Origin of the sequence: Proteiniborus sp. MB09-C3, assembly GCF_030263895.1 — a bacterium.
Classification (GTDB): domain Bacteria; phylum Bacillota; class Clostridia; order Tissierellales; family Proteiniboraceae; genus Proteiniborus.
Window position 1 is genome coordinate 869,380 of sequence record NZ_CP127161.1, and the last position, 21,886, is coordinate 891,265.

Consider the following 21,886-nt stretch of genomic DNA (forward strand, 5'->3'; position numbering starts at 1 on the left):
AAAACGCCAACCTATTTATGAAAACAAAGAAACAAATTGTATAGAAATAGGAGCTTCTTTTATAGGTACGCATTCTGCTTCTAGCATTAGGATACCTGCTCTAACCATGTAATTGATGCTTGGCTGAATGACCCCATTTATGAAAAGATTTTGATAAGAAGTTTGTTTGGGATCAAGAATTCCCTTATTACCATACACAGTTAATTCGTCTGCATTTGTATAAATGCTTTCTCCATTTGCGAGGGTGTTATATTGGTATAATTCTGCCTTTAAGAGTTGATTGTTTTTATCCTTTATTATTAAATATTCAAGAATAATTGGGACTCCATTTTGAGGAGAATTCACGGTGGTTAGGGTTAAAAGACCGGGCTCTATCATATAGTTAGTTTCTGGTTGTAATACTCCATTAATAAAAAGATTAAAGAAGGAGACATCATTTGGATCAGGTATGCCTTGATTACCATACATTATTAACTCATCATCATTTGTAAAAGCTTTTTTAACTCCATTTGAAACTGTATTATATTGATAGTTTTCCACATTGAAAATCTTATTCTTTTTATTATAAAAAGAACCAGTGACTTCTGCTACTATTACAACTGTATTATTTGAATTCAAGGTTCCTATATCCCAGATAATCTGATTATTCTGTTGCGATATAGTACCCTGTGTAAAACTGGTTACATTAAAATCAACTAAATTATCTAATAGTAAGCTATCTGTCATGACAACATTGCTAACTGGACCATGTCCATCATTAGCTAATATAATTTCTGTTCTCCATGTATTAATATCATTAGCATTGACTTCTAAAGGACCTGCAGTAATGTATTTTTTAATAGTTAGATTGCCAAATAAAGCAGGACATTGGCCACTGTTCCTATCTTTTGTTGATTTGTTTTGAAAGGGTAGCTTCTTTTGCAATGGATAGAAATTAGGAAAATATTTAAACTTAAAAATATTATGGCTAGAAATTTCAACGAACTCCTCGCATATGGGAGGAGCTGGAGAAAATCCGAAGCTAGGTATTAATAAATCTACCTTTCCTACTGCTTTAATAATAACAAATACTCCTACCAGAAATTTTAATTGGTTATTTAATTTAATAGGAGCTTGTAAAAGCCTTGAGCTGGTTTCTACTACAATGTTAAATGAAAACTCATCTCTTGACCTTGGTATAAACATGACAATGTTTTTATCTATATTTGGCAAAAATCCTTTGATTATATTATCATTTGTAGTAGTTATTTCAAAGGGTATTTTCAAGATGAAACTAACCTTCTTAAAATTAGGCTTATCTTCTATATCAGTAATTATTAAGGTGTTTTCTACAATAAATCCTGGCTTAAATACAATGTGTTTGAAATTACTTGTATCTATATCCACACTGATATCCTCAAAGCATTTTTTTTGCTTGCATTGAGAAAAAACTCTGTCGGCAATAATGCAGGCTTTTTTAAAATCATGCATATAATCTAAAACTCTAATAGATGGTCCAGAGGATATGTTTGATATTAAACAAGAATTTGAATTTGGATTTAAGCCTGTAGCAATAGCTCTATTGATGGAACGTATACCACTAGCCTCAAAGCAACCTTCTATTTTAAAGCTTGCAGTGGCAGATTTTCCTGTATCTATAATATCTATATTCCAGGTAATAGCTTCATCCTTAAAAGAAATCTGACCAAGAGACGTAGAAAAATTTTCTATATTCACAATACAATCCAGCAGGATATTATCTATTATAATAATATTGCTAATTGGTATGTTGCTTATATTACTTATTATTAGCATGAATTCCCAATTAGCTATATGTCCTGCGGGAATAAATGTAGGGCCAGATATAATAATTTTTTCTAGTTTTAGATAGGAATGCACAGTATCCTTAATACTAATATCCATATCTGTTACAGGGCCAATAGATATATGCTTTGAAGGTAAGATGCCTTTGGCTATAGCAGAATTAAGCTTAGCAGATTTCTCACCTTTGAAAGTAACAAAAATAATAATAATAGTAGAATCTTTTAAAGGAATATCTTCAGTTTTAAGGCGAAGAAGACCTTTTTGAATTTCATAATTAACCTTTGGCTGCAATACTCCATTAATAAACAAGTTAAAATAAGAGACGTCATTAGGATCAAGGATGCCCTTGTTTCCATATTCAATTAATTCATCATCATTTGTATAAAATTTTTTTATGCCGTCAGATAATGCATTATATTGATAAACATCTGCATCTAATAGTTTTTTTTTGTGATTAAAGTAGCCCACCTTATCGGGTAAAGTTTCTGATTGTTTTTTCGAATGATTTTGAATCATTGGATTTTTATTTCCTGAATAAGTAATAACCTTAGAACCATCTTTGAACACTGCTATCACTCCAAAAATAAAGATATATTCTTTCCTTATCCTATGTATATGATAAGGAATAGGTTCTTTACTGTAGGTATAGTAAGTATAAGTATTAAACTATACATTTTATGTTACTATGTAGATAGAAACAATATTAGTTATAAAAGCTTATAAAAGCAAAAGGATGTGCCAATTATGGCACATCCTTAAATATTATAATTAAGTTGTTATTGTAGTATTGGAATCAGAGACTGGAGCAAAATTAGTTACAATTAAGGTAATTGGTGCACCTACAGGGATTGTAGATGCTTCAGTAATAACAACTTGAGAACCATCACCACTTACCGTATATAGACTGGATTGCTGTAATACGCCATTTATAAATAAAAGGTAATACCCATTGTCTGTAGATACAGTCGTAAGATTACCTGTCATGATATTACCATCATCATCTGTAAATTGGGTTGCTGGAATAGTAACAGTGTCACCAGTTCTTTCGTCTTCTCTCAATTCATAAAAATATTTATCAATTTCCGGATTAATATCAGTATCTGTTGTAGTAATAGCATCTATTACAAGCTTGAATAATTTTGTAGCCATTATTTGCCCTCCACATTGTTATACTTTAATTCTCTTTGCATTTTAGTATATTAGACAAATTGTTAATTTGTTACTAATATCTAAATGAATTGTTATAGATTTGAAGGACAGAGAATCTATAGTAATAGTATGTTCATAATCAATAGTTATCACATCTCCTTCAATCAAGGGAGTTGAATCCGGGAATCCGTGACAAGTTACATCGTTTTTGGATGCGCAAATAGATGCAGGGAAGCCATGATGTCCATTTAACATTGCATTGAGTAGAGGCTTGAAGAGCTTGTTGGCGAAGATAGTTTTAGGATAACTGCACTTCAGGAAGTCATCAAGCCTAGCACCGATGATAGATATGGTAAAGTTGCTTTAAGCCTTATTCCACTGACTTTAGAGCACTTACCATATCTATTTTACTTATATTTTTAGAAAGCATTAAATTAATAATTAGCGATAAAATAAAGGTTCCACAAATACTAATAAATAGAGATATTATTGAAATATCAGGTGGCATATCTAGGAAAGCAGGCATTGTAGAAAGCATAAAATGAACAAGCCAATATCCAGCTGGAATTCCTATTATAACTCCTAGGACTGTAAGCCATATATTCTGCATTTGAAGGAGTGAACGAATTTGCTTTGGTGAAAAACCTAGAACTTTAAGAGTTGCCAATTCCCTTATTTTCTCTGTAAATGAGAGGGCACCTAGGTTATAGAGCACAACACTTCCTAGTACTGCTGCCGCCAGCACCAGCATTGCAATAATCATTTTCATGCTTTCCAGCATATCATTAAAAGCATCCAACAGATTGTTTTTATACTGTATGCTTTTGGCAGCTTCAATCTGTCTGTCTCTTCCTACCTTTTCTGAAGTCAGAAGTGCAGTAGGCTTAAAGCATTCACCGCTATTTTCATATTCTTTTCTTTTAACTACTATTCCCTGTCCTATTGGCGTCCTGTATATTACAGAAACTATAGATTTCTTCCAGCTTTTTTCTCCATAGGATCTCCATTCTACAGTATCTCCGGTGTTAATCTTCAGGAGCTTTGCCATTTTATAGGACATACCTATTCCTTTTGCAGGCAATGATATTTTTCTGCGCTTGTCATCTTCAAATCTGATTTCTTCGCCAACATCAAGCACTGTAAGAGAACCATTTTCCTTTCCAGTCTCACTTCTGAGTTCTATTGCAGACTCCTGTATCCACTGCCCCTTATAACTTTTGCTTAAGGCGTCTAGGGCCTCTTTCGATGAATTTTCAATCAAATTAATTTTGCTTTCATATACATTTAATTCTTTATACATCCAAATGCTCATACTATTAACTGTATCTTTAAGTCCAAGTCCGAAAAGCAGGAGTGCTGTACAACCTGTTACACCGATTATCACCATAAAAGAACGAATTTTGCTTCTCATTATATCTCGTAAATTCCACTGAACTGTGAAGTCTAAGCTGTGCCAAAGTTTGCTTTTTTCAAGATGGGTGTGTCTACCAAACTTCGGAGCTTTTGGCCTTAAAGAAACAGCTGGTACCTCATTAAGCTGCCTACGGCAGGCAAAATAACTGGAAGCACTGCAGTTTAGGACTAAAAGAGCCAATACTAGGAAAGAAGAGGGAGATATTGCAATAGACCAGTTAGGAAGTGTATAAATGGTTTTTTGCATAGAAAACAATATAGGTGGTATTAATAAAGGGCCAGTAAAAATCCCGATTAATCCTCCAATAAGACCAATCCATATTCCATAGGAGATATAATGAAATAATATTCTGTTTCTTGAAAACCCTAGTGCTTTCAATGTACCTATCTGAATTCTCTGATTGTTTGTAATTCGTGTCATAGTTGTGAGCATGCTAAGAGCAGCTATGAGGAAAAATACAATGGGGAAAACCCCTCCCATGGCTTTATTTTGTTCAATCTCTGAATTGAAGGAGGATACACTTGGATGGATATCTCTGTTCACTATTATGATATACCTATCTGAAAAAGCATTCTCCAATTCTTTAGATATAGTCTTTTCATCCATATCTTCATTTATGGTTATGAGAAGTTGATTATAGGGTATCTTAAAATCCTGTGAAAAGGAAGAAGAATATAAAAATGCAAATCCAAAGTTTTCAGGATCAGGCATCAATGTGCTGTCATCTCTTGAGCTGTAAACATATTCAGGATGTAGGATAAGTCCCAAAATAGTTTTTTGAATTTTCTTGCCTGCAAATTCAAAGGTAATCTCTTCTCCTACCTTAAGTTTATTTGCCTTTGCAAATGAATTGTCAAGCCATAAACCATCTTTTATAGAATCAAGCGGACTTCCTTCTACCACTTTTGGAATTGAAAGAGTATCATCCGCCATGATATTTATTCTGATTATTTTATCATTATCATTATCCATAGGTGAATCAAAACTTAGCCTAAGAGTTGCATTTGATATACCAGAAAGATTTTTTATCTTTTCAATATCTTCTTTATTAAAGTTTGTGCCCATTATCCAGATATCTGGAAGACTGGTTTCTTCATAATACTTGTCTGATTCAGTTTTCATACCATACCATTCTGCATTGATGCCTGAAAATACAAGCATAGCAAGAATTGCCATAAAAAAAATTGAAATGAATTGGCCCGTATTATTTTTCATATCTCTTAGCATTTTACGAAGCAGCACTATAAGATCACCTCTTCTGCAGAAAGAGGGGATAGATTTATTATAATGTCACTGATTTTTCCACTTCTCATTTTTATAACACGATTGGCAATAGCCGCCACTTGTGAGTTATGGGTTACAACTATTACAGTCTGACCTTTCTTTTTACTTAGCCCTTGTAATAATGCAAGTATCTTTATTCCGGTCTCACTATCTAGCGCACCTGTAGGCTCATCACAAAGAAGGAGCTTTGGATTTTTGCAGATAGCTCTTGCAATAGAAACACGCTGCTGCTCTCCACCGGAAAGCTGAGAAGGAAATTTGTTAAGATGTTCTTCAAGACCAACCAGAGTCAGAGTTTCTCTAGTATCCAATGCATCTTTTTTTATAGCCTTTGTTAGTGACACATTCTCATAGGCTGTTAAGCTGGGAATAAGATTATAAAACTGAAATACAAATCCAATAGCATCCTTACGATACGAAGTAAGTTCATTTTCATCGTATTTTGTGATATCCTTTCCATCAATGTAAATAGAGCCATTAGTTACATGATCCATTCCACCAAGGAGATTAAGCAGAGTACTTTTCCCAGCACCACTTGGACCTAAAACTACAACAAATTCACCTTTTTTTATATCAAAATTAATATCATCCGTAGCTCTGTATTTAAGTGTTCCCATATCATAATCCTTAATTACGTGTTCAAATTTTATAAAAGACATGCCCTCATTCCTCACATTCTTTTCACTTTTCTAAAATTTTCCGAATAATTACTGATATTTCTGACTTTACAGCTTTTATATCTGCAGGATATTCATATAGTATTGCTGATTCCAGTATTTGATGGCCAATGTCAAAAATAATCTTTCCATATATTGCTGGATCTAGTTGTCGGAAAAAGCCTCTTTCAATTCCTTCATTTATAAATTTAGAAATTTTACTGATGATTAAATTGGAATAGTGATTATTTAGATTTTGCTCCGTAATGATTCCAAGAACTTCACGGGTATGGAATAGCCTTAAACTTACATCGGTCTCCTGCATATGAAGGCAAATATTATCAAAAATGTTATCAATTTGAGAAAATGGGTCATCACTCATAATTGATAATTCCTTCGAGATGGCATCATCAAAATTTTTAAATAGATTATTTGTTATGTATATAAGTAAATCTATTTTGGTTTCAAAATACAAATAGAAGGTTCCTTTGGCACAGCCTGCTTCTTTTACAATTTCCCGCACTGATGTGGCCTCAAAGCCACTTTTATGAAAAAGCTTCTGAGCACTTACGATAATTCTTTTTTTTGTTTCTCTTGCTTTTTTTGTCTTAATTTCCATAGTTGATCACTCCTTACAAAACATGATCACCAGCATACTTTTATCATAGCATCCACTAATTTCAATATCAATGTACAAATATGTACTATCGGTCAGTTTTATATATCCTCAATTTTCCAAGGGAGGCAAGCATTGAGACATATAAAGTTTAACTAGAATCACTGGATTTGTCTCGCTCTTAGACTATTACATTTATTGGACAAATCTCAGGCTTTGCAGAGTCTCATTCTAACTGCTTTTCTATTGCAACTAATACAAATGTATTGAAATAAATAGATAATATAGAATAAAAACAGAGTTGGTAGAGAAATCTGAATTTGAAGGAGAGATTTACGATGGATTTAGGCATAAAAAATAAGGTAGTATTGATTACAGGAATAAATAATCCTGAAGGAATGGGAGCCGCCACAGCATTTGATGTTAATGTAAAAGGTACTTTATTCATGATTCGTGAGTTTGTGAAAAGGCGAGGAAACTACGGGCTGCCTACCTTTGAACGACAATGAAAGTAAAAAACTACAGGACTAACTTTAACATCCCCAAGCCTATAAACACAGCAACCAAAACAAGGATGTTATTTACATTTTTCCTGTACCAACCAAATCTATTCAGAGCATTTATTACCAAGAGCATAACTAGTAAAAATAAGGGGAATGCGAGATATAGCAGGTTGCTTTTAACTGACAATAGAGAATACATAAGGTATTCCATACCTAGAAAATTAAATGCTAGTATAAATATTAGTCCTATCAGTTGGGCTATTTTTTTTACCATGAAAATACCTCCTTAAAATTAGGTAGCAAGGAAACCTGCTACCTAATCTTATCACTATTTAAACACAAAAGAAAGTAGAAATAGCTTAATAACTGTAAAGATAATCATAAGTATTCATGTACTAATTTCAGTAGATGCTTGGAAATGGACTTGATGAAGTTGATTATATTTATATAATTATAAATTATAGTTGTATTTTTTATTCCAGTTTAGTACAATATAGGAGTAATATAGCTTTCAATTTGATTTCGGAAGGGGCTGATTAAATTATGGCAAAGATGGATATGGTGGTGGATCAATAATTTAATACTTGAGTATACATTTGAACCATGCTTTTTTTGTGTACTCTATGAAAAAACAACCCTTTTGTAAATACTGTATAAACAGGACTTGTCGATGGGCAAGTTTTTTTATGCAAAAAATTGGAGGTAATATGGTGAGATTTAAAGAAAATTATAAGAATGAAACGATTTTGACAAGAGAAAAAAATAAATTAATTATAGCGCGTGTCAGCGAAGTACAGAGAGAATTATTCAAAGTACTATGTAAATATGGAGAAACAAATGCAAGATTAAAAGGTGCTTTTTATAAAGATAAAACGAATATAGAGTATCCTGTAGTAGGAGACTACGTTCTTTTACAATATAATGAAAATGGGAATTCTTTAATTGAGGAAATATGTGAACGAAAGAGTTCTTTTTCTAGAACAGATTTTTCAGGACATGCTGCTGGATATGTTAAAACAGTGAAAGAGCAGGTCATAGCAGCTAATTTCGATTATGTATTTATTCTTTCATCTTTGAATCATGATTTTAATTTGAATAGAATAACAAGATATATTAGTGTGGCTTTGCAAAGTGGCGGAAAACCGATAGTTATTTTGACAAAAGCAGATGAATGTGATGATCCAAATGCTTATATAGAGCAAGTGAAAAGCATATCAGAAAAAGCTGATGTTTTAGCTATTAGTGCCAAAACTGGATATGGAATGACACAGTTGAATGTGTATATGCAAGCAGGGAAAACTATAGTCTTTTTAGGATCTTCTGGTGTAGGGAAATCGACACTTGTAAATGCAATTGCAGGGGAAGATATTATGGTGGTAAGTGAGATACGTGAAAATGATTCTAAAGGACGACATACGACAACTCATAGACAGTTGATTGAGCTTGCTTCAGGAGTAATTGTTATTGATACTCCAGGAATTAGGGAACTTGGAATTTGGGATGCTGAAGATGGCATAAACGATACGTTTTCAGATGTAATTCAGCTTTTTGCTAAATGTAAATATCGTAACTGTAGCCATAGCAAGGAGCCAGGATGTGCAGTAAATCAAGCAATTGAAGAGGGGATACTTTCCAGAGAGAGATGGAAAACATATTGTCAGCTGTCAAATGAAAATGAATGGGGAAAAAATAAAGCAGTATATACTAAAAAAGAGAAATTGGCAAATAAGATAAAAGGGGGAAAAAATAGAAGATGAAATTTCAAAATATGGAACCAAGACATGTAAAAGAAGCACTTGCATTAGCACTTGAAGAATATGGTATAGAGTGTACAAAATGTCCGCAATTAATAAAGCGAAGCTTTGAAAAAGAATTGGAGGCTATCATTCAAAGATTATTTAGAAATAAGTATGGAAAAGTAGCTGTTGAAAATGGAAAGGTTATTGGATACTTAGCATTTGAAGAACCTCGGGATGGATTTCATGGGAATGTAAAAGGTGCATTTTCGCCATTAGGAGGAAGTGCATTTGCAGGTGATAATAGAGATATGCTTGCTTCAAAACTACTACAAGAAGTTACAGCAGACTTGGTTGCCGATGGGATATGTAGTTTTGCATTAAGCAGATATGCTCATGATGAAGAAGTTGGCAGATCTTTGGTCATGAACGGATTTGGTATTAGGTGTAGTGATGCCATTATGAAGCTGAGCTTTCGTACCAAAATAAGTGATTTTAATGAAGACATTAGATTTCAAGAGCTAGTGAAAGATGATAAAAAAGAAATATCAAGATTAAAAAAAGAACTGATAAAGCATTTGTGCAGTGCACCAACATTTTTTCCCGCAAATATAGCTCATTATGATAATTGGTTTGAAAACGACAGGATTCGAGTGTTTGTAGCAAAAGAAAATAATAGAGTTATTGGATATATGTCATTGGATACAGAGGCAGAAACCTTTGTTTCTGAGAGCGATAATATCTATAACATTTGTGGAGCATATGTTGATAAAGAATATAGGAATAAAGGTATTGCACAACAATTGTTAGAGCATCTTTGTGAAATTTCGGAGAGAGAAGGAAAGGAGTACCTAGGAGTTGATTGTGAAACATTGAATCCTACTGCTCTTAGATTTTGGGGTAAATATTTTGAAAATTATACATACGGCTATGCCAGAAGAATTGATGAAAGAGTGCTTGGCTACGATAAATATCTAGAAAATGAATGGAATTAGTTATCTATGTTATATGGCAAACCTTTCATAATGACAAATTATTTTCCAACTAAGAAGTGATTATTTTTAATATAATAAAAAGATAATCGTAAAGACACGTTCAAATTTTATGGCCACTGAAAAAAGCTGTTTTTTGTTTGTCATTCTGAGACGTAGTCGAAGAATCTTATGTTTTCAATGCATGAGAGATCCTTTGTTGACACTCAAGATGACAAAAAGGATTTTTTCAGTGGCCTCTCAAGTTTTGGGCGTGTTTTTTTGTTGATCAGAAGAGATAAGACTATATAGGTTATTTATAACTTATTACTCATTAATATAATCTATCTATTAGATAGAAGGAAAATCCTTAATATGATAGAATACTAACGTATAATAGAAGGAAAATACAAGCTTTAAGGTCTAATCACCAATAGCTCGATTATTATTACAAAAACTCTGCGAAGAAAATTGTATCCCCGACGTTGTGAAGTTTAGCCCTATATGGTTGATACCCAAAAAAGTAAAGAAACCCGATGACGGGAGGCTCAAAGAAAATAAAAAAGTTGAAACAGTTTTATTATTACTCAGTTTTACGAGTAGACGAACGCACCATAATCCTAACAAGTATTGGCATTTTGAGGGAGGAGTTTAAATTTGTACAATGATATATTAAAGATTGGTTTCATTACAATTCGTGGTTATGGGCTAATGATAGCCATAGGTATAATCTGTGCTTTCCTGTTAGCTGAAAAACGGGCCAAAAAGCGTGGTCTCAATATAGACGTTTTATATAGCTTAGGGTTGATAGCTCTTATTTTTGGCTTTGTCGGAGCTAAGGTACTTTATTGCATAGTCGAAATAGAACAGATATTAAAAAATCCTGCAATGATTTTTTCTGGAAGCGGATTTGTGGTGTATGGTGGCATTGTTGCAGGTTTAATAGCGGCAATTTTTTATTGCAAGAAAAAGGATGTCAAGTTTTTGCAGTACTTTGATTTGGTTGCTCCATCTATTGCTATTGCACAGGGCTTTGGAAGAATAGGATGTTTTCTTGCTGGTTGCTGTTATGGCAGAGAAACAGATTGTGCTATTGGTATCGTGTTTCGTCATTCAGCGATAGCACCCAATAACATCAAGCTTTTTCCAACGCAAATCATGTCAAGTGTGGGAGATTTTTTAATAGCGTTTATCTTGCTGCTATATGCAAAGAATGACCGAACCACGGGCAAAGTCGGTACTTTATATCTTATCCTTTACAGTATTGGACGTTTCATAATTGAATTTTTTAGAAGCGATGAAAGAGGGGCAATTGGAATCTTATCGACATCACAGTTTATTGCACTTATTGTCTTAGTGGTCGGACTTATAATGTTTGTTCCAAAAAAGCTTCCGTGGAAAAAAAACTCGTAGAAATATAGTGAAGGGAAAGCAAAAAGTTTGAAACACTTCTAGGTTTAACAGTAGTTGTAGACTATATGTAAGTCTTTAGCAGATTTCAAAACATTTATTTTATATTATATCGAATCTTGGGTGTGCTCTTTCGTCAATCAGAAGAAAAAAAGAATATATAGGTTATCTATGATCTACAAATTATCAATAGAAAACATCTATTAGAAGGAAAATTCTTTAAATGATAAAATAATAACGTATAATGGAAGAAAAATACAAGCTTTAGGACCTAGCCACCAATAATTAAATTATTATCTAGAGTGACTAGGCTTTAGACATTTTATAGGCTCTAATTATTTAAAAATGATTTGAGGGAATTTATATGAGTAAAATTACTGATTTTCAGTGTACCTATGACTATACCACAGGTATTGGCAGCATATTTAAAGAAAATACTGATTTGAAATTTCCAGAGGCATACAAAGAATGGGAAGCTATGACACAATTAGCTATTGCTATAAAAGAGCGTGATAATGCTAAATTTTGTGAGCTTCCTTTCTGTCATACCCTTGAGGCAGAGGCTTTGGGCGGAATCATAAATTATGGAGATGAGAATATTGGGCCAAGGGTTAAGGAGTATATATGCACTACTGCCGAAGAACTGTTAAGGCTGCCAGAGATAGATTTTACAAAAGGAAGGATTGCAGAGGTTCTGAAAGCCTGCAGGTATTTAAGAGAAAAAGGAGAGGATATAATTTTATATGTGTCGGGACCTTTTACAATATTAAATACCTTGATGGATGCAATACATATTTTTAAGATATTAAAGAAGAATCCGGAAGCCATGCATAGGATATTTGAAAAGCTTCAAAATGAAATATTGCGTTTTATAGAGGAAGCACTAAAATCAGGAGTAAACATGATAAGCTATGGAGATTCCACGGGAGGATTAAATATATTGGGGCCTAAGCTTTCTGAAGAAGTGGTGGAGAGGTTTACTTATCCCTTATGTAAAAGGGTTGAGGATATCTTGGAGGATAGAGCAATTATGCTGCTTTGTCCCAAAACTGCTCTTGCATTATTGGGAACAGAAAAGGCTGTCTGGAAAGACATAAATATAGGTAAGACTGTTAGATACCTAGATGGCTGTAAAAGAATTATTGGCAAAGCTAAATTTACCGGGCAGATGTGCGCTAAAAATAGGAGCCTTGAATTAAAAAATGGAATTATAAAGGCTATTGATTTGCTTTAAATTGAACATTTGTCTTGAAAATAAAAAATAGCTGCCATATAGAATGGAGTGAAAATAATGACAATATCAAAGGAAAGCTTATTAAAGAAATTATCTGATGCTGTGGTTAATATGGAGGATGAAGAGGTTGTTGAAATTTGCAATGAGTATATTGAAGCAGGATATCCAGCATTTGACGGAATTATGGAGGGGCTTGTCGATGGAATGAACAGAGCAAGCCAGTTGTATGAGGAAGAAGAATATTTCGTTACGGATATATTGCTTTGCTCTGATGCAATGTACGAGGGCCTATCTATACTGAGGCCTCATCTTCCAGAAAGCGAGCTGAATAAAGAAAGGCTAAAGGGTGTAATTGGAGTAGTTGAGGGAGATACCCATGATATAGGTAAAAATATAGTTAAAATTATGCTGGAAACAGCTGGCTTTGAAATGTACGACCTGGGTAGGGATGTTCCATTGCAGAGCTTTGTAGATAAAGCTATAGATGTCAATGCTTCCTTTGTATGTCTGTCAACTCTGATGACAACAACCATGGCAGGAATGGAAACAGTTGTAAATCTATTGAGGGAGGCTGGAATCAGAGGACAGGTAAAGGTAGTAATAGGCGGTGGACCAATTTCAAAAAAGTTTGCAGATACTATAGGTGCAGACGGTTATTCTCCAAATGCTGTTAAAGCTGTTAAATTAGTAAAAAATCTGCTTAATATAGCATAGAATAGGAGGGTATTTATGCTATTACCTAAAGCACGGTTAAGGAGAGTACTAAATGGAGAAGAGGTTGACAGGCCGCCATGTATATGTCCTGGTGGCATGATGAATATGGTAACTAAGGAGTTAATAGAAAAAGTAGGTTCAGGCTTTCCAAAGGCTCATATGGATTCTGTGATGATGGCTGACTTAGCAGCTGAAGTTTATGAAACAGGATGCTTTGAGAACTATGGAGTGCCATTTTGTATGACCATTGAAGCAGAAGGATTTGGGGCCAAGATTGATATGGGAACAGGTATCAGTGAGCCCCATGTTGTTGAATACATAATTAATTCTGTCAAGGAATGGAGAGAAATTCCCCGATTTAGTCATAGGCAAGGAAGGGGAAGGGTAGTATTGGATGCAATTAAACTTCTGAAGGAAAGGAATAGCAATGTGCCTATTATAGGCAATCTAACTGGACCTATGAGTACGGCCAGCTCTATAATTGAGCCTGTAGTCTTTTATAAGGAGTTAAGAAAAGCCAATAAGGAAGCTCATGAACTTATGACCTTTATCACGGATCAGCTAATATCTTTTGCTGAAGGGCAAATAGAGGCTGGTGCTGATATGATAGCAATTTCCGATCCTAGTGGTACTGGAGAAATTCTAGGACCTAAGCTGTTTGATGAGTTCACTGTAGCTTATATAAACAAGATCATTGATAGTGTAAAAAAAGCAGGTATTCCGACTATCGTACATATATGTGGTCAAATGAAGAATGTCTATACTCAGTTAAATAAACTTAAAAGTGATGTCATAAGCTTTGATTCCATAGTCAATATGAAGGAAGCAAGGGAAAACCTGCCAGATAGACTGCTAATGGGAAATGTTAGTACCTATGCAATTGAGTTTGGAGATCCTAGAAAAATTGCAGAACTAACAAAAAAATGTGCTAAAGACGGAGCCAATATAGTATCTCCAGCATGTGGATTGGGGATGAAATCTCCTCTAAAAAATGTAATGTCAATGTTGGAAGCTTTAGAAAAGGAGCTGTAGTTCATAGATGCCTAATATTTTTATACATAACAAGAATAAAAACATCGAATATATACCAAATGAAAATTTAATGCAGATTTTAATAGAGAATGATGTATTTGTTGATAATCCTTGTAATGGAAATGGATTCTGTGGAAAATGCAAAATAAAATTACTTGAAGGTGAGCTTCCTCAAATGTCAGAAACAGAAGGTAGATTTTTAAGACAAGAGGAGATTGCCGACGGTATCAGACTTTCTTGTCTTGTAATTCCTAATAAAGATATAACTATAGAGGTTTTGCAAAGGGAAGGGAAGCATGAGATACTTGAAAAGGGCTATATGCCACATTTTAACTTTAAGCCTACAATTAAAAAGATTCTCAAGGAGATAGTTAAGCCCACTCTTAACAGGCAAATAGCCTATGAGGACTCTTTATGCGAAGCCTTTGAGATTGACAGCATCAACTGGAGATTATTAGAACAGCTGGATATCTCCTATGGAAAGGTAACTGGCATATTTTATGATGAAGAATTAATTGATATTGAGACAGGAGATACTACGAATCGTCTTTATGGGGTGGCAGTTGATATTGGAACTACAACTATTGTTGCTGTCCTAATAGATATAATAACTGGGAAAGAGCTGGCAACAGCTTCACGACTTAATCCTCAAAAGAAGTATGGGCTGGATGTGTTAACTAGAATTACTTATTCTATAGAGTATCCAAAGGAGGCTGGAGGAAGGCTTCAGCAGGAGATAGTTGCCGTATTAAATGAAATGATAGAGGATATGAGCATCCAAGTGGGAATAGACAGGGAAAGTATTTATGAAATCGCTGTTGCAGGGAATACCACCATGCTTCACTTCCTGCTTGGGATAGATGCAGCGACTATTGGTAAGGCTCCCTATTTCCCTATATTTATAAAATCAAAAATTCTACATGCTGAAGAGATCGGCTTAAGAGTTAAAAAAAATGCCATACTATATTGTCTTCCATCTGTTTCAGCCTATATTGGTGCAGATATTGTAGCTGGTGCATATATTTGTCAGCTTCATAGGCTAAAGGAAAATACTTTATTTGTAGATATAGGAACTAATGGGGAAATGATTTTATCAAGTAATGGCAGACTGTTATCCTGCTCCTGTGCCGCTGGACCAGCTCTTGAGGGAATGAATATTAGCTCAGGTATGAGGGCAGCAGAAGGTGCTATTGAAGATGTGAGGATCACAGAGGCAGGTTTTGAGCTCAAGGTTATAGGAAATCAGAAGGCTGTTGGAATATGTGGAAGCGGTGTTCTAGCTGCTGTGAAGGAGCTTTTACGCGTTGGTCTTGTAAAAAGAGATGGAGCCTTTATAAAAAAAGAGAAGCTAGATGAAGCCGACTATCGTTATGAAATGCTTCAATTGAATGGGACAAAACGTGAATTTATTTTGACTAAGCATCCAGAGAAGTTATTGATTACACAAGGAGACCTTCGTCAGGTACAGTTGGCAAAAGGAGCTATACTTTCTGGCTTTCATGCATTGCTTAAACAGGCGAATATTGAAATTCAACAGCTGGATAGGATTATGATAGCAGGACAATTTGGTGCTCATCTGCCTTCTGACAGTTTGATAGGACTAGGCATCCTGCCTAAGGAGGTAAAGGATAAATTAGTATATGTAGGTAATTCTTCAAAAACTGGAGCTTACATGGCCTTAATGTCTAGTGATACACGAAGGGAAATGGAAGCCTTGGCAAAGGGAATAGATTATATGGAGCTTGGAGCCTCTGAAGGCTATGAAGAGTTATTTGCTAAATGTCTTATGTTTCCATAAGTCAATCTCAACTTGCTGTAGCTTAGGGTAATTTAACTATTAATGGAAGGGAGTGCTTTTTAAGTGATCAAAGAAGAAATGACTCCAAGAGAGCGAATGGATGCCTTTAGTCGAGGAGAGGAAATAGATAGGGTGATTTGTGTTCCTGATATGGGTGTAACTATGGCACCTTTTCTTGGCATAAAGGCAAGTGATTACTATCATTCAGCAGAGCTTATGGCGGAGCTGGAAATTGAATTATTTAAAAGATTGCACCATGACAGCGTAAGCATATCCACTAGCTTGCGAGGTATGGCAGAGGCTATGGGCTCTAAAATAGCATATCCTGATTATAATATATCATATCTTCTAGAGCCGGCTGTTAAATCTATAGATGAAATAGAAAAATTAAAAGTGGCTAATCCTTTAAATGATGGTAAGCTGCCTATACTTCTTAAAGCTCTGAAACTTACCAGAGATGCATTAATAAAGGATGTAGATGTTGGAGCTGCCATGTCAGGTCCATTTAGTGTTGCCGCCTCTGTAGTCGGCACAGAAAACCTATTAAGATGGATGGTGAGATATCCAGAAGAGGTGCATACTTTAATGGGGATAGTAGCAGAATCCAACAATAGATACATTGAAGAAGTAGCCAAGCTTGGATTATCAATCGGTTTTGCAGATCCCATGTCATCTACCAGTATTATAAGTCCAAAGCTGTTCAGAGAATTCTCCTTGCCTTACCTGCAAAGGAATATCAATAAAATTAAAGAAACTACAGGAAGTGCACCAGGTATACATATATGCGGGAAAAGCCAAAAGCTGTGGAGAGATGTTGTTGATGCAGGGATTTCTAATTTTAGCATTGACAATGAAGAAGACTTGGAGGATGCAAAGAAAATAATGGGTGATGAGGTGGTGATTACGGGAAATGTTCCGCCTGTGGATGTAATTTATTTAGGCAGCAGGGCTGATATAAATAAATCAGTAAAGGAGTCTATTAGGAAGGGATATGATTCTCCAAAAGGTTATATACTAAGCACTGGCTGTCAGATTCCAATGAATACACCTATTGAAAAGGTGGAAATGTTTATGGAAGCAGGACGAAGGTACGGAAAGTATCCAATAGACTTAGATTTATTAAAATAGGATGACGATAATCTTGGTGGGAATGAGGTAATTTGCAAATGAGCGAAGGGAACAAACATAACTTTACCATACAATATCATAATAATATAAATTCATATTGACCTTAGTCTAAGACTAAGGTTTATATTATATGCAGTATGATAGAGGAGGTTTGCAAAATGAGTAAACACTATTTAATAAAGGAAGCAGCTGAAATACTTAATATTTCTACAAATAAGATTAGATTTTATGAGAAGAAGGGATTAATTAAGCCTTTAAGGGATGAGGAAAATGGCTATAGATATTTTACCGAAAATGAACTAATTAAGCTGCAAACAATTCTAATGTATAGAGAATTAAATCTCTCAATCGAAGGCATTAAGGATATATTTGAGGATGGTAGCAAGGATAATATGTTAAATCATTTTCATGCTCAATGGGAAGCTATCAATAATCAAATTCACAAAATGCAGTTGATACAATATTCCTTAGAAGAAATAATGGATAGTATATATGAAAGTGAAGATGAGAGCTATAAAGAAAAGATAATTAGCATAATAGAATTAATGCATAAAACATGGAAAGTGAAAAGTGAATGGAAGGATAAATGGAATTTCAATAGCTGGGCTAGGACCTATGATGAATCAGTAGTAAAGGATATTGGTACTTTAAAATTCTATAAAAAATATGATATGCTGCTGGATACAGTCTTTAAAAAGGCAGTGGCTGGAAGAGAGAGGTCTATTAATGTATTGGAAATAGGTGTAGGTACAGGAAATTTAGCAGCAAGATTTTTGGATGAAAAATATAATATTATAGGAATTGACCAGTCTAGGGATATGCTAAATGTAGCAAAAGAAAAATTTTCCGATTTAAAACTAAGGCTGGGAGATTTTTTAAAAATTCCCTTTGAAAATCATAAATTTGACGTCATAGTATCAACCTATGCATTTCATCATCTGACTGAAAAAGAAAAAGTAATCGCTATAGAGGAGATGCTTAGAGTTCTAAAGCCTGATGGAAGAATAGTTATAGGAGATTTAATGTTTGAAAGTGAATTGGATAAAGAAAATATGCTGAAATCATTAACGAAAGCTGAAGTTGAAGAAATAGAAGATGAATATTATTCAATTATTGAATTTCTGATAGAGTATTTTAAGAAGCATAATAAAAGACTAGAAATGACCAAAATAGATGAACTGGTTTTCATAGTTGAAGTGAATTAATTATCCTGTGTCTTAGGAAACTGGGAGACAGTGCAGATTTAAGTGAGATATTATTTCACAAGCCCTATGTTAGCGTTAGTAAATTGCCTTAAACAGCGGGAAAATGGTATTGGAACTCGATATTTTGAGAAAGATTATTTTGATGGATTATTAGAGCTTGAATAGATAGACAGTAGGGTATAATAAACTGACAGGAACAGATACTAAAAAGGATTGCCATGTATTTATGGGCAGATAAAGAAAAGTATCACAGGAAATATACGACTTTGAACTATTCAAAACAAAAAACCATGGCATAAAAATATATAAGGAAGTGAGAGATGATGGCAGTGCAAAAGTCAACAATAAAAATAGGATGGAATTTAGATAATAGCTATTCTCGTCTTCCAAAGTTGTTTTTTACTAATACTAATCCGACTCCTGTATGTTCACCTAAGCTGGTCATTCTCAATTATCCATTAGCAGCATCCTTGGGTCTTGACGCTCATACACTACAAAGTAATGATGGTATAGCAGTACTTTCTGGAAACAAGATTCCCGAAGAGGCCTTTCCTATTGCTCAGGCTTATGCAGGTCATCAATTCGGATATTTTACAATTCTAGGAGATGGTAGAGCTATATTGCTTGGAGAACAGATTACGCCCTCAGGTGAGAGGTTTGACATTCAGCTTAAGGGCTCGGGCAGAACACCATACTCCCGTAGAGGTGATGGTCGAGCGGCACTTGGGCCCATGCTGCGTGAATATATTATAAGCGAAGCAATGCATGCTCTTGGTATTGCTACTACCCGTAGTTTAGCAGTAGTAACAACTGGAGAAAAAATAATTAGGGAAACTGATCAGCCTGGTGCAATTTTAACCCGTGTGGCTTCTAGTCATTTGCGAGTAGGCACTTTTGAGTACGTGGCAGAAAAGGGAACAGATGAAGATATTCGAACTCTAGCCGATTATACATTACAAAGACATTTTCCAGACTTTGATTCTGATGATAATCCATATATTTTCTTACTTAAGGAAGTGATTAAACGCCAAGCTGTACTGATTGCAAAATGGCAGTTAGTTGGATTTATTCATGGAGTAATGAATACGGACAATATGGCTATTAGTGGAGAAACTATTGATTATGGGCCTTGTGCATTCATGGATACCTATAATCTTAAGACTGTGTTTAGTTCCATAGATACTTACGGACGCTATGCCTATGGCAATCAGCCAGATATTGCAGCATGGAATCTTGCAAGATTTGCCGAAACTCTATTGCCGCTGTTGCATTCTGATCAAGAGCGTGCTATCCAGCTAGCTCAGGATGCAGTTGAAGATTTCTTTAAGCTATATAATTTTCAGTGGTTAAAAGGAATGAGGGCAAAATTAGGGCTATTTAATCAAGAGGCACAGGACGAAGCCCTTATTGAAGATCTCCTTAGTATAATGGAGAAATATCGTGCAGACTATACTAATACCTTTCGAGCATTAACCTTCGACAGACTAGAGGATATGACTTTGTTTAATACCACTGAATTTGCTAATTGGTACGAGCAATGGAGGGCAAGACTAGAAAAGCAGCAGGAAACAAAAGCCTCTTCGCATCAACTGATGCGTAGTGCTAATCCAGCATTAATCCCTCGCAATCATCGGGTGGAAGAGGCACTAGAGGCAGCAGTGAAGCAAGGAGATTACAGCGTGATGGAAGGACTTATTGATGCTCTTTCAAATCCCTATGCACATTCACCTGAACAGGCCCATTACTCAACGCCGCCTGTAGAATCATCTCAACCCTATAGAACTTTTTGCGGTACCTGATAAGTGATACAAGAGTGCTTCTATTGACACCTAGAGTTTGAATTGATATACTTCAAAATCAAGGTGTTTTTTCATGCTGAGATATGCTAATAAAGAACTCAATCGATAATTAAATCAATATAAGGAGTCACCTATATGGAACAACAAACTAATATAAATTGCTACTATTTAGGGAAGCTGTATCCTTTATATATAGAGTTAGATTTATCTATAAAAAAGATTACTATTCAATGGAATGGCAAAGCTTTTATATGCACCAGTCCACAAGAGGGAGAAATTGACATTGCTGCTGCTCTTCAAGCTTTTTATACTAAAGCTGGTAAAAAGCTAATTGAAGAAAGGCTAAAATCATATCAGCAATATATTAAAGTAAAATACAAGTCCTTTTCCATAGAAAATCACCCAAGTAAATGGGGAAGCTGTAATTCAAAGGGTCATTTAACTTTCCATTGGAAACTAATTATGTTTCCCTTAAATGCTATTGACTATGTTGTTGTACATGAGCTCTGCCATTTGATCCATATGAATCATGACCGTTCCTTCTGGCGTTTAGTAGGTAAAATATATCCAACATATAAAGAAGCTATGACTATTTTAGGAACAGAAAAAACTAGAGAGATGTAGAAGAAATAATGATTGAAAATATAACTTTACTTGTGATTAACGGGCTGCCCATAAGGGTAGCTTCAATAAGTTTGGGTATTTCTTTGTAATATTTTCTTAGTACCGTAAAAAGCAACTTTTTATGGAGAACTTGACCTTATCAGAAAGCTATTCCTTTATGAACTCTTTATAGCTGCTTTTGATATCTAGTGTCTGTGATGTTCTTCGGCATCTCTTTTGGTTTCATGAACTGTACCATGAGGATGTGCAGGTGGCGCATAAATAGAGTATAGTTTAAGTGGTTTATGACCTGTATTTATTAGGTTATGCCATTTCCCAGCAGGTATAATAAACGCAAAATCATCATACACTTTTGCTTGAAAGTCTAACCTATCTCTTCTATCACCCATCTTAACAAGTCCTTGACCTTCTTCAATACGTATAAATTGATCAGTATTAGGATGAATCTCTAAACCAATATCTTCTCCAACATTTAAGCTCATCAATGTAAGCTGCAAATGTCTTCCTGTCCATAAAGCAGTGCGGAAATTATTATTTTGCTTAGTAGCCTCTTCAATGTTAACCACAAATGGCTCTGGTCCATAATCCTTTAATCGTCTCCAAAAATCAGGAGTGTACATTGGCGTATTAATCCAGTAAGCGTATGGATATGTTCCATAAGCTTCATACATGTTGTTTGGATTATACATTAGCGAGTTAATGTAATAAGGGCACTCATATGGTTCATAAAAATCATACATATTTTCCATTCCTTTCATAGGCTTTATAGTATTTTATGTTTCATATTTATGGGGTGTGATTAAGTTTACA

Annotated in this window: 20 protein-coding genes; 12 read left to right on the forward strand and 8 right to left on the reverse strand. The window is 34.7% G+C overall.

What is annotated here, in order from left to right; all coding sequences use genetic code 11:
* Positions 1 to 15: 15 nt before the first annotated feature.
* From QO263_RS04265 to QO263_RS04290, 6 genes are all read right to left on the reverse strand, one after another.
* Positions 16 to 2,370 (reverse strand): DUF4183 domain-containing protein, encoded by a 2,355-nt coding sequence (locus QO263_RS04265; RefSeq protein ID WP_285626779.1) that lies wholly within the window; start codon positions 2,368 to 2,370, stop codon positions 16 to 18.
* A gap of 201 nt (positions 2,371 to 2,571) precedes the next feature.
* On the reverse strand, positions 2,572 to 2,952 hold the full coding sequence (locus tag QO263_RS04270; protein ID WP_285626782.1) for a DUF4183 domain-containing protein: 381 nt from the start codon (positions 2,950 to 2,952) through the stop codon (positions 2,572 to 2,574).
* A gap of 42 nt (positions 2,953 to 2,994) precedes the next feature.
* Positions 2,995 to 3,207: a M24 family metallopeptidase gene (locus QO263_RS19115; RefSeq protein WP_502928693.1), complete on the reverse strand. Its 213-nt coding sequence runs from the start codon at positions 3,205 to 3,207 to the stop codon at positions 2,995 to 2,997.
* Between the two features lie 115 nt (positions 3,208 to 3,322).
* Complete coding sequence (locus QO263_RS04280) at positions 3,323 to 5,608, reverse strand: ABC transporter permease (RefSeq protein ID WP_285626784.1); 2,286 nt, start codon at positions 5,606 to 5,608, stop codon at positions 3,323 to 3,325.
* Positions 5,608 to 6,309 carry an ABC transporter ATP-binding protein gene (locus QO263_RS04285; RefSeq protein ID WP_285626787.1) on the reverse strand — a complete coding sequence of 234 codons (702 nt, stop codon included), beginning with the start codon at positions 6,307 to 6,309 and terminating at the stop codon, positions 5,608 to 5,610. Before QO263_RS04285 ends, QO263_RS04280 begins: the two co-directional genes overlap by 1 nt.
* Positions 6,310 to 6,331: 22 nt before the next feature.
* Complete coding sequence (locus QO263_RS04290) at positions 6,332 to 6,925, reverse strand: TetR/AcrR family transcriptional regulator (RefSeq protein ID WP_285626790.1); 594 nt, start codon at positions 6,923 to 6,925, stop codon at positions 6,332 to 6,334.
* A gap of 335 nt (positions 6,926 to 7,260) precedes the next feature.
* On the opposite strand from QO263_RS04290, the gene QO263_RS04295 reads away from it, so the two are divergent.
* Positions 7,261 to 7,431 (forward strand): hypothetical protein, encoded by a 171-nt coding sequence (locus QO263_RS04295; RefSeq protein ID WP_285626793.1) that lies wholly within the window; start codon positions 7,261 to 7,263, stop codon positions 7,429 to 7,431.
* A 10-nt stretch (positions 7,432 to 7,441) separates the two neighbouring features.
* Here the strand turns inward: QO263_RS04295 and QO263_RS04300 are convergent, their stop codons facing one another.
* Positions 7,442 to 7,699 carry a hypothetical protein gene (locus QO263_RS04300; RefSeq protein ID WP_285626794.1) on the reverse strand — a complete coding sequence of 86 codons (258 nt, stop codon included), beginning with the start codon at positions 7,697 to 7,699 and terminating at the stop codon, positions 7,442 to 7,444.
* A 436-nt stretch (positions 7,700 to 8,135) separates the two neighbouring features.
* On the opposite strand from QO263_RS04300, the gene rsgA reads away from it, so the two are divergent.
* The 11 genes from rsgA (at position 8,136) to QO263_RS04355 (ending at position 21,076) form a co-directional block, all read left to right on the forward strand.
* Positions 8,136 to 9,182 (forward strand): ribosome small subunit-dependent GTPase A, encoded by a 1,047-nt coding sequence (rsgA, locus tag QO263_RS04305; RefSeq protein WP_285626797.1) that lies wholly within the window; start codon positions 8,136 to 8,138, stop codon positions 9,180 to 9,182.
* Complete coding sequence (locus QO263_RS04310; RefSeq protein WP_285626799.1) at positions 9,179 to 10,156, forward strand: GNAT family N-acetyltransferase; 978 nt, start codon at positions 9,179 to 9,181, stop codon at positions 10,154 to 10,156. Before rsgA ends, QO263_RS04310 begins: the two co-directional genes overlap by 4 nt.
* A gap of 633 nt (positions 10,157 to 10,789) precedes the next feature.
* Complete coding sequence (locus tag QO263_RS04315) at positions 10,790 to 11,545, forward strand: prolipoprotein diacylglyceryl transferase (RefSeq protein WP_285626801.1); 756 nt, start codon at positions 10,790 to 10,792, stop codon at positions 11,543 to 11,545.
* A gap of 361 nt (positions 11,546 to 11,906) precedes the next feature.
* On the forward strand, positions 11,907 to 12,776 hold the full coding sequence (locus QO263_RS04320; protein WP_285626803.1) for a uroporphyrinogen decarboxylase family protein: 870 nt from the start codon (positions 11,907 to 11,909) through the stop codon (positions 12,774 to 12,776).
* Between the two features lie 57 nt (positions 12,777 to 12,833).
* A complete protein-coding gene (locus QO263_RS04325) occupies positions 12,834 to 13,490 on the forward strand; it encodes a cobalamin B12-binding domain-containing protein (protein ID WP_285626806.1) in 657 nt (218 codons plus the stop codon).
* Positions 13,491 to 13,505: 15 nt separating this feature from the next.
* Positions 13,506 to 14,522: a methylcobamide:CoM methyltransferase MtbA gene (locus QO263_RS04330; protein ID WP_285626809.1), complete on the forward strand. Its 1,017-nt coding sequence runs from the start codon at positions 13,506 to 13,508 to the stop codon at positions 14,520 to 14,522.
* A gap of 7 nt (positions 14,523 to 14,529) precedes the next feature.
* Positions 14,530 to 16,320: an ASKHA domain-containing protein gene (locus QO263_RS04335; RefSeq protein ID WP_285626811.1), complete on the forward strand. Its 1,791-nt coding sequence runs from the start codon at positions 14,530 to 14,532 to the stop codon at positions 16,318 to 16,320.
* A gap of 63 nt (positions 16,321 to 16,383) precedes the next feature.
* The gene (locus tag QO263_RS04340; protein ID WP_285626812.1) at positions 16,384 to 17,448 is read left to right on the forward strand and encodes a uroporphyrinogen decarboxylase family protein; all 1,065 of its coding nucleotides are present in this window, start codon (positions 16,384 to 16,386) and stop codon (positions 17,446 to 17,448) included.
* A gap of 158 nt (positions 17,449 to 17,606) precedes the next feature.
* A complete protein-coding gene (locus QO263_RS04345; RefSeq protein ID WP_285626814.1) occupies positions 17,607 to 18,653 on the forward strand; it encodes a MerR family transcriptional regulator in 1,047 nt (348 codons plus the stop codon).
* A 323-nt stretch (positions 18,654 to 18,976) separates the two neighbouring features.
* Entirely contained in the window at positions 18,977 to 20,452 is a 1,476-nt protein-coding gene (locus tag QO263_RS04350) for a protein adenylyltransferase SelO (protein ID WP_285629202.1), read from the forward strand.
* Between the two features lie 135 nt (positions 20,453 to 20,587).
* Positions 20,588 to 21,076, forward strand: coding sequence for a M48 family metallopeptidase (locus QO263_RS04355; RefSeq protein WP_285626816.1), 489 nt, complete (start codon positions 20,588 to 20,590; stop codon positions 21,074 to 21,076).
* 185 nt (positions 21,077 to 21,261) lie between these two features.
* Here the strand turns inward: QO263_RS04355 and QO263_RS04360 are convergent, their stop codons facing one another.
* Entirely contained in the window at positions 21,262 to 21,816 is a 555-nt protein-coding gene (locus QO263_RS04360; protein ID WP_285626819.1) for a cupin domain-containing protein, read from the reverse strand.
* Positions 21,817 to 21,886: the final 70 nt, after the last annotated feature.